At 33.6% G+C, this 10,754-nt stretch carries 12 protein-coding genes; 8 read left to right on the top strand and 4 right to left on the bottom strand.

Going from position 1 to position 10,754, the window contains the following annotated elements; all coding sequences use genetic code 11:
- Positions 1-49: 49 nt before the first annotated feature.
- The 3 genes from gltX to ACLRVU_RS04040 all read right to left on the bottom strand — a co-directional run bounded on the left by gltX (position 50) and on the right by ACLRVU_RS04040 (position 2,328).
- Positions 50-1,489 (bottom strand): glutamate--tRNA ligase, encoded by a 1,440-nt coding sequence (gene gltX, locus ACLRVU_RS04050; RefSeq protein ID WP_412890788.1) that lies wholly within the window; start codon positions 1,487-1,489, stop codon positions 50-52.
- A gap of 1 nt (position 1,490) precedes the next feature.
- On the bottom strand, positions 1,491-1,973 hold the full coding sequence (ispF, locus tag ACLRVU_RS04045; protein ID WP_147549787.1) for a 2-C-methyl-D-erythritol 2,4-cyclodiphosphate synthase: 483 nt from the start codon (positions 1,971-1,973) through the stop codon (positions 1,491-1,493).
- A gap of 82 nt (positions 1,974-2,055) precedes the next feature.
- Complete coding sequence (locus tag ACLRVU_RS04040) at positions 2,056-2,328, bottom strand: hypothetical protein (protein WP_147549790.1); 273 nt, start codon at positions 2,326-2,328, stop codon at positions 2,056-2,058.
- 72 nt (positions 2,329-2,400) lie between these two features.
- On the opposite strand from ACLRVU_RS04040, the gene ACLRVU_RS04035 reads away from it, so the two are divergent.
- The 8 genes from ACLRVU_RS04035 to ACLRVU_RS04000 all read left to right on the top strand — a co-directional run bounded on the left by ACLRVU_RS04035 (position 2,401) and on the right by ACLRVU_RS04000 (position 9,830).
- Entirely contained in the window at positions 2,401-3,210 is an 810-nt protein-coding gene (locus ACLRVU_RS04035; protein WP_147549793.1) for a methyltransferase domain-containing protein, read from the top strand.
- Positions 3,179-4,087, top strand: coding sequence for an RluA family pseudouridine synthase (locus ACLRVU_RS04030; RefSeq protein WP_412842491.1), 909 nt, complete (start codon positions 3,179-3,181; stop codon positions 4,085-4,087). The genes ACLRVU_RS04035 and ACLRVU_RS04030 overlap by 32 nt, the downstream gene beginning before the upstream one ends.
- An 81-nt stretch (positions 4,088-4,168) precedes the next feature.
- On the top strand, positions 4,169-4,771 hold the full coding sequence (locus ACLRVU_RS04025) for a flavin reductase (protein WP_147549796.1): 603 nt from the start codon (positions 4,169-4,171) through the stop codon (positions 4,769-4,771).
- 97 nt (positions 4,772-4,868) lie between these two features.
- Positions 4,869-5,531 carry a response regulator transcription factor gene (locus tag ACLRVU_RS04020; protein WP_147549799.1) on the top strand — a complete coding sequence of 221 codons (663 nt, stop codon included), beginning with the start codon at positions 4,869-4,871 and terminating at the stop codon, positions 5,529-5,531.
- Positions 5,528-6,538, top strand: coding sequence for a sensor histidine kinase (locus ACLRVU_RS04015; protein ID WP_147549802.1), 1,011 nt, complete (start codon positions 5,528-5,530; stop codon positions 6,536-6,538). The genes ACLRVU_RS04020 and ACLRVU_RS04015 overlap by 4 nt, the downstream gene beginning before the upstream one ends.
- 239 nt (positions 6,539-6,777) lie before the next feature.
- Positions 6,778-7,545: an ABC transporter ATP-binding protein gene (locus ACLRVU_RS04010; RefSeq protein WP_147549805.1), complete on the top strand. Its 768-nt coding sequence runs from the start codon at positions 6,778-6,780 to the stop codon at positions 7,543-7,545.
- Positions 7,535-9,514: an ABC transporter permease gene (locus ACLRVU_RS04005; protein ID WP_147549808.1), complete on the top strand. Its 1,980-nt coding sequence runs from the start codon at positions 7,535-7,537 to the stop codon at positions 9,512-9,514. Before ACLRVU_RS04010 ends, ACLRVU_RS04005 begins: the two co-directional genes overlap by 11 nt.
- A 94-nt stretch (positions 9,515-9,608) precedes the next feature.
- Complete coding sequence (locus ACLRVU_RS04000) at positions 9,609-9,830, top strand: hypothetical protein (RefSeq protein WP_147549811.1); 222 nt, start codon at positions 9,609-9,611, stop codon at positions 9,828-9,830.
- A gap of 156 nt (positions 9,831-9,986) precedes the next feature.
- Here ACLRVU_RS04000 and ACLRVU_RS03995 read toward each other — a convergent pair whose 3' ends face one another.
- A complete protein-coding gene (locus ACLRVU_RS03995; protein ID WP_147549814.1) occupies positions 9,987-10,706 on the bottom strand; it encodes an acyl-ACP thioesterase domain-containing protein in 720 nt (239 codons plus the stop codon).
- Positions 10,707-10,754 lie beyond the last annotated feature (48 nt).

Genomic DNA, 10,754 nt, shown 5'->3' with positions numbered 1-10,754 from the left:
TGTTATATCCATATTGTCTAACAAAAAAATCTAGCGATTAGCCGCTAGATTAATATTTTGATAATCTTTCGATAGTTGTATCTTTACCAATTAACATAATAGAGCTTGCTAAATCTGGTCCATGCATAATACCGGTTGTTGCGATACGTATTGGCATATAAAGCATTTTTCCTTTAGCTTTTGCTTCTTTTTGTGTTGCTTTGATGCAAGCTTGAATATTATCTTTTGTAAATTCAGTTAATTCTTCTAATTTTTCTTTAAATACTTTTAATGTATTGAGAATCGTTTCATCTTTCATGAATTCTGTTGCTTCTTCATCAAGGTGAAGTTCATCTTCAAAGAATAAGTCAACTAAATCACAAATTTCTTTACCATAAGATAACTGATCATGATATACAGCAATCAAGTTAGTGATCCATTCTTCTGATTTATTAGAAAGATCATATTTTTCAGCTAAGAATGGCTTACATAATTCCACAACCTCTTCTAATGGTCTTTCTTTGATATAACGGTTATTGACCCAAATTAATTTCGACTTATCAAACATCGAAGGAGACTTTGATAAACGGTGTTCATCAAATACTTTAATCAATTCATCATGTGTAAAAATTTCTTGTTCTCCTTCAGGTGACCATCCTAACAATGCCATAAAGTTAAACATCGCATCTGGCAAGTAACCTTCTTCTTTGTATTGTGAAACAAACTGCATGATGGTTTCATCACGTTTAGATAATTTCTTTCTGTTTTCATTTACAATTAATGTCATATGTCCAAAAATCGGTGCATCCCATCCAAACATTTTATAAATCATTAACTGTTTAGGTGTATTTGATAAATGCTCTTCGCCTCTAAACACATGGGTAATGTCCATTGAGTGATCATCAATAACGACAGCGTAGTTATAAGTCGGAATTCCATTCGCTTTTACTAATACCCAATCCCCAATATCCTTTGATTCAAAAGAGACATGTCCGCGAATCATATCCTCAAATTCATACACTTCATTATCGGGAACCTTTACACGAATCGTGTAGGGTAGTCCCGCAGCTTCTTTACTAGCTATTTCTTCCGGTGTTAAGTCACAGCATTTACGATTGTATTTAGGTGCCAGTCCGGCAGCTGTTTGTAATTCATGTTCGGCTTCCAATTCTTCTGGTGTACAGAAACATTTATAAGCATACCCATGATCGAGCAGCCATTGTGTGCGTTCTTTATAGATATCTAATCTTTCCATTTGACGATATGGTGCATATTTAGGGTTTGGATTTACCGGTGATTCATCAGGAATAATCCCTAACCATTCTAAGTTATCTAACTGACTTGCCTCTCCGCCTTCAATATTTCTTTCGATATCTGTATCTTCGATTCTGAAAACAAAATCTCCGTTATGATGTTTTGCAAATAAATAATTGAACAATGCTGTTCTTGCACCGCCAATGTGCAAATGTCCGGTTGGACTAGGTGCATATCTTACTCTTACTTTTTCCATTTTACTGATCCTTTCCTAATAGAAGACATACTGCCTGAGACAGAATCCCTTCTTTTCTACCTACAAATCCCATTTTCTCTCCACGGGTTGCCTTGACATTGATATTGCTTATGTCTGTATGCAGAACATGCGCAATATTTTCCCGCATTGCATGGATATGCGGTGCCATTTTAGGTGCTTCTGCTAATATGATTGAATCAATATTCCCAATCTTATATCCTTCATGATCCATGAGATTATAGACCTGTTCAAGCAGAATCATCGATGAAATGCCTTCGTATTGAGGATCTGTATCGGGGAAATGCTTCCCAATATCACCTAACCCCAATGCCCCTATAATACTTTCTGCTACTGCATGAAGTAAAACATCTGCATCACTGTGTCCTTTTAAACCTAATGCATGGTCAATTTCCACTCCGCCTAATATTAATTTACGTCCTTCAACGAGTTGATGGATATCAATGGATTGTCCTATTCTTATCATATTATCACCTGCCTGTTCCATTCTAACACAAAAGGATTTGCTTTTAAACCAAAGAAACCGCTAAAAACAGCGATTATATGCATTATTTATCTTTTTTAAATCGCGCCCTGATTAACTCTAAAACATCATAATGCAAGACGATAACATAAAAAAGTAAAATAACAGATATAATGCAGTTTCCTAATACGACACTTCTTAGCTGAGGGTGTACATCAAAGATCATGACCAGTCCGGCACACAGAACAGTATGCCATAGATGCCAATAAATATAGCTTGTTCCAAGTTCGAGGATATACTTATAGATCAGATAATAAAACAAATATAAGATACCCAATAATATGATGGCATAGTTCATGGTCAACACCTCCGTCTAATATTTTAACATATTTTAAAGGGTTTATGCTATAATGTTGTGGAGGTGAAAAAAATGCATAAACTCGCATGTCCAAAATGTAAAAAACCATTATTTCTAGAAGGAAATTCTTATAAATGTGAAGATCGTCACACCTATGATCTATCAAAAACAAAATATATTAACCTGCTGTTGAATCCGGATAAAGCAACGAATAATCCCGGTGACAGCAAGGAAAGTCTGATTGCCAGAAAAGCATTCTTAAATCAAGGTTATTATCATTGTATTTCAGATACAATCAATGACTATATTGCTAAGCACAGTATGGGATCTACACAAATTCTCGATTTAGGCTGCGGAGAAGGGTATTATACTTGGCGTATGAAAGAAACATTAAATAACCTAGAGCATACCTATTATGGTTTGGATATTTCCAAAGAAGCGATTAATATGGCTACGAAATATACCCGTGATATTTATTGGATCGTCGGTAATTCTAAAAATATTCCCGTTCAAGATCACAGCATGGATGTGATCTGTGCGTTATTTACAGTGGTTAATAAAGAAGAACTGGAACGCTGTCTGGCAAAAGACGGTTACATCATTCATGTCACTGCCAATCCTAAGCATTTAGTTGAAATCAAAGAATTGATTTATGACGAAATTAAAATTAAATCCGATGAGTATATACGTCTGCCTTTTACTATCAGAGAATCATGGGATCTAGTGGAACAGGTACATATCAATAATCATGAGGATGCACTGAATCTGCTTAAAATGACTCCTCATTACTATCACATAAAAAAAGAAAAGCGACACGTATTAGATACTTTGGAATCTATGGATATCACTATTGATATCAAAATTACAGTTTATGAAGTATAAACTACAAAATGTTTGGTTAACCTTTATAATAGATGATCAATTTGATAATAAAACAATTGATGATCTATTTAAATATTTCCATCTATCTAAAAAAAGTATTCACTTATTAAAGCAAAATAAGGAATACTTTTTAAATAATCAATTCGTAACTTCTAATACGTGTCTGCATAAAAAAGATCAGTTTAAAATCCGCGCTTTTGATGACAGTGGGATAGACTTTATCCCTCAGCCAAAGGATATTCACATCATTTATGAAGATGATTTTCTTTTAATTATTAATAAAGATGCCGGAATGAATGTTCATCCCGATCAAAAAGAGGGGATAGATACATTATGTAATTATGTTGCCTATTATTATCAGCAGCACCATTTAAATTTGCCTGTTCGTTACCTGCATCGCTTAGATTTTGATACCAGCGGGCTGATCATGTTTTGCAAATGTGCCTTAATTCAGCCTTTATTAGATGACTCTCTGGCACACAAACTCATTAAACGCTCTTATTTGGCATTAGTAAAAGGAAATATTCCAACTTCTAAGACACAGACAATACAAACCTATATTGCTAAAGATCGTCATCATTCAAATAAGATGAGAGTCGCAGAGCATGGGCAAAAAGCAATTACCCATTACCGGTTGATTAAAAACTATAAAAACAAAGCATTAGTGGAATGCACTTTAGACACAGGAAGAACCCATCAGATTCGTGTGCATTTAGCTTCGATTGGTCATGCCATCATTGGCGATCCCTTGTATGGAACACCCTCTGATAAAATTAAACGTCAATTTTTACATGCTTATCGACTTGAATTTACACATCCTGTCACGAATGAATCGATACAATTAGAATGTCCTTTACCAAAAGATATATCTTTATAAAGGAGATTCTTTTTATTTGACAGTTTTAGAATAAAGGTGTACATTATAAATAGGAATAATTACTAATAAAGGAGGCATTTTATGAATAATTTAGCAATGTTTAAAATGAGTTATGGTCTTTACGTACTTTCTGCTCACACAGAAGATAAGGATAATGGGTGTATCATTAATACAGCTATGCAGATTACCGATACGCCAAAACAGATTATTATTGCAGTCAATAAACAAAATTTAACACATGATATGATTATGCAGACAAAGATGTTTAATCTGTCCATGTTAGATCAGCGCACACCTTTCAGTATTTTTGAAAACTTTGGTTTTCAAAGCGGGAGAACTGCCGATAAATTTAAAAATATCGCTATGAAGCGCAGTGAAAACGGTATTGCTTATTTAACAGATACAACAAATGCTTATATCTCAGCAAAGGTAATTGCCACATTAGATGTCGGAACACATACGCTTTTTATTGCTGAAGTGACAGAAGCGGAGGTTTTATCAGACTTAGAATCTGTTACGTATACTTATTATCAAAGCCATATCAAACCGGCTCCTAAAAAAGAAACAAAAAAAGGATGGCGATGCAAAATCTGCGGATATGTTTATGAAGGAGAAGAATTGCCGGAAGATTACATTTGTCCGATCTGCAAACATGGTGCTTCTGATTTTGAAAGAATTGAATAATATCATTAAGCTGGGAAGCTACCAGCTTTTTATTTTATCGATATCCCTTTCTTTTTTCTTTATCTAAAGTATACTAATAATAAGTGAGGTGACTTAAATGAAACGAATTATGATCATTGAAGATGATAAATTAATGCGTGATGAATTAGCTAAGCTGCTGCAAAGTCATGAATATGAAACCTACATTTGTGAGGATTTTGATACCGCCCATACACAGGCTAAGGAAGTAAATCCACATCTCATTCTACTGGATATCAATCTGATCGGGGTGAATGGCTTTACGATTTGCAAACGTATTCGCCGCCTGCTTAAAACACCTATTATTTTTGTAACCAGCCGCAATACTGATGAAGATGAACTAAACAGTATTATCAGTGGGGGAGATGACTTTATCGTTAAACCTTATAACAAGCTGATTTTATTAGAAAAAATAAAACGTCTGATTACCACGTTTGATCCTACTCATTTTAAGGAAATTAAGATTGATGAAGTGATATTAGATCTTCATCTGTCATTAATTAAATATCAAGATCAGGAAGTAGAGTTAAGCCGCAATGAGTTTAAGATTATGTATTATCTTTTCTTAAATCCACATAAAGATATCAGTAAAGATGAGTTGATTGAATATTTATGGAATGATAAATTTTATGTTGATGAAAACATACTGAATGTAAATATGACACGTATTCGTAAAAAATTAGAAAGTATTAGCTTATTTGATTTTATTAAAACTATTCATAAGAAGGGCTATCGCATATGAAATTCAGACATTATTTAGAACAGCGCATTCGAGTAATCTTTCTGAACATTATACTGTTTATCTTCTTTGGCAGTTTCATGTTTACCCTTTATGATAGCTTTTCTCTCCTATTATTAATGGGAGGAGGGTGGTTCATCATTTTATTTATTTACTTTATGATCAGCTATTCCCAACTAAAGCATCAGTACGATAAAATTGAACGTTTGGTTGATGATCTTGATCAGAAATATTTAGTGCATGAGATTATTGAAGAACCCCGTTTGCTGGAAGCAAAAGCGTATTATTATGCCCTCAAAAAAGGTTCAAAGGCAATGACCGATCAGGTCAGTGAAGCACGCCGCAGCAGTAAAGAATATCAGGAATATATTGAAAGCTGGGTACATGAAATTAAAACACCTATTGCCGCTATTTCCTTACTTTGCGATAATACTCAAAACAAAGAATTAAAACAGCAGGTGAATAAGATTGATCAGCTTGTCGAACAGGTTTTATTCTATGCCCGCAGTGATAATACACAAAATGATTATCTGATCAAAGAAACTACACTAGAAGAAATGATTCATCAATCTTTGATTGACTTTAAAAATTTGATTCTTGGCAATCATATTCATCTTGAAATCCATGATCTGGATCAAACTGTATATACAGATGAAAAATGGATTCACTTTATATTGAATCAAATCCTCTCCAATGCCATCAAATATATGAAAGATGAACCGCGAGAATTAATGATCTATAGTGAAAAACATGAATATAATATCGATTTAATCATTAGAGACAGCGGAATAGGGATTGCCCCTCAGGAACTGCCGCGTGTCTTCAACGCCGGCTATACCGGTGATGACCGCAAGAAGGACCACGCCACCGGAATGGGATTATATATCAGCAAGAAATTATGTGACCGTTTAAACTTAGCATTGACTGTTGATTCTAAATTAGGCGAATATACCTGTGTTAAAATTACCTTTCCAATTGGAAAAGTTCATCAATTCAACCAAGAATCTTAAGAAGTTCTTACAAAAGTGTAAGGATTTTTTTCGTTTTTACTTGCTATAATAAGGGTGTAAAAGAAAGAAGATGAAATTTATGAAAAAACATTATGTCCGTTCTATATTTTTTACCCTATTTGGCATGCTGTTATCTCTAATTATATTTATAATCGCATCACCATTTATTCTGATCGATCGCTTATCTGCTTATTATAAACAGAATAAATCGGCAATGATGCCAATAAGGAGTAAAGTAAATGAATAATTTACTACAAGTTAAAAATGTAGAAAAATACTATGGCAGTAAAAAGAATATTACAAAAGCGTTGGATGATGTCAGCTTTGACATTAATAAGAATGAATTTACAGGAATCATGGGATCCAGCGGCAGCGGTAAAACAACCTTACTGAATTGCATTGCGACTATTGATACAGTAAGCAGTGGATTTATTTATATGGATAATATTGATTTATCTGAGATAAAGGATAAAGATATTGCCCGTTTTCGACGTGAAAATATTGGCTTTATATTCCAAGACTTTAACTTGCTGGATACACTCACCATCAGTGAAAATATTGCTTTATCTTTAATCATCAATAATATTGATACCAATAAAATTGATACACTGGTTCAGGAGTATGCTAAGAAATTAGGGATTGAAGATATCTTAGATAAATTTCCCTATGAAGTATCGGGAGGACAGAAACAGCGCTGTGCCTGTGCAAGAGCTTTAATCAATCATCCAAAATTAGTATTAGCGGATGAACCGACCGGAGCGTTAGATTCTCATTCTGCCGGACTGCTTTTAGAAGCTATGAAAACAATGAATGAAAAATTAGGAGCGACAATCCTGATGGTAACTCATGATGCCTTCAGTGCCAGTTATTGTAAACGAATACTGTTTTTAAAAGATGGGAAAATATTTAATGAGCTTGTCAAAGGCGATAAAACCCGCCGACAGTTCTTTGAAGAAATACTGGATGTTTTAGCGACTTTAGGCGGAGATCATACAAATGTTAAGTAAATTAGCATTACGCAACGCCAAGCGCTGCTTTAAAGACTATCTCATCTACCTCATTACACTTATTATAGCGTTTGCTTTAATCTTCTCATTTAATTTAATAGTTTTTACTGATGATATTATTGAACTCAGTACAAATATGGACAGCTTCTTGTTAATGATTGTCTTTATCAGTATTCTGATTGTTCTTATTATCGGTCTGCTCATCAACTACATGAATAAGTTTATTTTTGAAAAGCGCAGTCGGGAATTAGGTACTTATCTTTTATTAGGGGTAGAAAAGAAAAGCATTTCCCGTATGTTTTTGATCGAACAATTAATTTTAGGTGTAGTATCTCTATTAATTGCCTTAGTGATTGGCTTATTTTTAAGCCAAGTCTTTGTTGCCATTATTATGAATATCTTCGAACTGCCTTACATCGTTAAGTTTAATTTGACGTATGAAGCAATCGGACTAACGATTATTTATTTTCTATCTATTTATATGGTTGTCTTATTCCGATCAAGCCGACGTATCAAGAAAATGAATATACATGATCTTATTTATTTTGATAAAGTAAATGAAACTTCTTTATTTCAAAAGAAAATCTACCGTAATATTATCTTTGTCATTGCGGTCGTTCTAGGAATTTGGGGATTATATATCTTTCAAGGCATCTTTGGTCCAAACGCTGAAACTTTCTATTTTCCGGATTTCTTGCTGTCAATACTTTTATTGATTGTCAGCATCTATGGGGTTTCAATGACATTACCGCATTTTTTAATGTCCGTCATTCTTAAAAACAAAAGAATAAAATATAAACATGACCATTTGTTTATTCTTCGTAATATTACATCTAAAATTAATACGATTGGTCTTACCATCGGAACCATTACGTTACTAATTGCGTTAACGTTAGTCAGCACCAATGTCAGTAATCTGTTTACACAGGCTATGACTTTCCAAAATGATCAGCAGCTGCCCTATGACATCTTAGTGCATAATGCCTATGACAATGCTGATTTCACAAAAGCACTGGATCTTATTGAGGATCATTATACGATTGAAGATCAGGCTGTTTTTAAAGTGTATACAGATCGTTCCATCTATTTTTCACAATTTATCGCTGATGAACTCCAAAGCTACGACTCAGTTAATAATTATATTTCTCTAAGTGACTATAATCGCATTACTGCTCTTTTAGGAATGGCACCCATCACTTTGAATGAAGATGAATATTTCATTAACTGTAGCCGCAATGTTCTCCCTGTTTTGTTAAGAAACAAAGATCAGTTTGTATTGATTCATCCTAATAAAACGACTATGCATATTAAAGAGGTAGTCAGTGATCATTTTACTTCTGCTTGGGCGGATTATTCTGTTGTCATCATCGTTCCGGATTCCTTTGTTGAAGGAATGGAAATCATTAATACGAATCTAGCTGTTAATACAGTGGAAGAAACAACTGAAGCTTTTTTCTATGAAAGTTCTCAGGTGATTGACCATAACGCTACTAAAGAAATGAATGAGGATGGATCATATTTATTCTATGTGCTGAATACAATTCAAGTACGAGGCTATTATCTTACCCAAAATCGTTCGGCGATTACCATTATGGGATTCTCACTTCTTTATATATCCTTTATCTTTACTGCTGTTACAGGAACTATTCTTGCTATTCAATGTCTAAGTGATTCTACTAAATACAAATTCCGTTACAATTTACTAAGTCAGCTTGGATTAAGTAAAGACGACATCCACCGCACTATTTTTAAACAATTAGCTTTAACCTTCCTATACCCGCTAATCTATCCGATTATTATATGCATTTCCACAGGATTATCCATCAATCAATTATTCCTTCAAGTCTTACCTAACTCCTATGTTATTTGGGAAACGATGGGATTAGCGGGACTTATGTTTGGAACAATCTATATTGTTTATTTCATTACAACTTATATTGAGTTTAAAAATAACCTCGGAATCAAATAATGTAACCGCTTTAATTAATAGTGGCAATTTGTAAAGAAACTTGTTATAATTTAATCGATTTAGATACAATCATTTGACTTTGGAGGGCTGTATAGTGAAACGTCTAATAAAGGAAAATAAAGGTGAATTCTTAATCTTTATAACCCTTATCGGTTTCTTATTAGTGAATAGTATCATTGATAAAATTACCGTCGTACAAGTTAGCGGCTTCTTGTTAATCCTGATTGCGGGATTATTGAGAATTCTTGTATTTAATAAACTGTGCAAGCAGAATCAAAAAACCGTTAATGATTACATCCACATTGAAAAAAGCTAGCCGATTGGCTAGCTTTATTACTTTAATAAAAAAGAACCTATAAAGGCGCTTTTTTGTGTATTTGTTACGGGAAAACAAATACTATTATAGATATTTGGGACAAGCATAGTATAGCATATTCCCTAGCAAGTTTTTTTCATATTTTGTAAATTCAGTTTATTTGTTTTTCATCACCATTTTAATTTCAAAGCAGTTAATTTCATTTACTATGCCTTTAAAATAATAATGAAAATCATCATGATACATGAATAAACTGACTTTTTCATTAGGGGCAATTTCATGTTTGAAAAAAATATCGACTGTATGAATAAACTGATCTTTAAATATGGTATAATCCATTAGATCACATGCCCATTCCAAGTAACGGGCATTATTCATATGCTGATTTGTATCAATATCACTGTAGCGAACTATTCTTTCTTCTACTAATTGATAAGGGATTTCCTCGGTAATTTCTTGAGGTATGGCAATTTCTTCCTTGACTGATGTAATCTCCGGAAAATCAATTCCCACACGCTTAGGCATCGTAATTCTTCTTTTCTTTAGATCCAGTAAAGTCCATATGGAAGAAGCCTTCATGATGGGCTGATCCTCCTTAAGCAACTGATAGTAGCGTGGAAAGATCACTTTCGAAGCAAAACCGGGATAAGTCAATAACTGATAATCTCCTGCGGTGATTGGTTCTTCTATTTCTAAATGCATCTTTGAAAGTACCCAGCCATATTGTTCAATCAAGCTTTCATTCCACACATTCAGCATCACGGCATGGGTTGTCGCAACATTGGATAACACATCGAATAAATGGGATAACTTTAATTTTCCTGTATAATCTACATTCTGATAATTAATCTCAAAATCTTTTTTATATTCTAACATTTTTTCATTCCTTTCTATAAAAGTTTGTATTTTAAATCACATCAGCAT

Origin of the sequence: Beduini sp. (genome assembly GCF_047239305.1) — a bacterium.
GTDB lineage: Bacteria > Bacillota_I > Bacilli_A > Erysipelotrichales > Coprobacillaceae > Beduini.
This window is presented reverse-complemented; position numbering and strand designations above follow the sequence as displayed.

What these genes read in the sequence shown, in the direction of transcription:
- ACLRVU_RS03995 (WP_147549814.1), bottom strand. Translation starts at nt 10,706, where the DNA reads ATGTTAGAATATAAAAAAGATTTTGAGATTAATTATCAGAATGTAGAT.
- ACLRVU_RS04040 (WP_147549790.1), bottom strand. Translation starts at nt 2,328, where the DNA reads ATGAACTATGCCATCATATTATTGGGTATCTTATATTTGTTTTATTAT.
- ACLRVU_RS04010 (WP_147549805.1), top strand. Translation starts at nt 6,778, where the DNA reads ATGAATAATTTACTACAAGTTAAAAATGTAGAAAAATACTATGGCAGT.
- ACLRVU_RS04025 (WP_147549796.1), top strand. Translation starts at nt 4,169, where the DNA reads ATGAATAATTTAGCAATGTTTAAAATGAGTTATGGTCTTTACGTACTT.
- ACLRVU_RS04035 (WP_147549793.1), top strand. Translation starts at nt 2,401, where the DNA reads ATGCATAAACTCGCATGTCCAAAATGTAAAAAACCATTATTTCTAGAA.
- ACLRVU_RS04015 (WP_147549802.1), top strand. Translation starts at nt 5,528, where the DNA reads ATGAAATTCAGACATTATTTAGAACAGCGCATTCGAGTAATCTTTCTG.
- ACLRVU_RS04005 (WP_147549808.1), top strand. Translation starts at nt 7,535, where the DNA reads ATGTTAAGTAAATTAGCATTACGCAACGCCAAGCGCTGCTTTAAAGAC.
- gltX (WP_412890788.1), bottom strand. Translation starts at nt 1,489, where the DNA reads ATGGAAAAAGTAAGAGTAAGATATGCACCTAGTCCAACCGGACATTTG.
- ACLRVU_RS04020 (WP_147549799.1), top strand. Translation starts at nt 4,869, where the DNA reads ATGAAACGAATTATGATCATTGAAGATGATAAATTAATGCGTGATGAA.
- ispF (WP_147549787.1), bottom strand. Translation starts at nt 1,973, where the DNA reads ATGATAAGAATAGGACAATCCATTGATATCCATCAACTCGTTGAAGGA.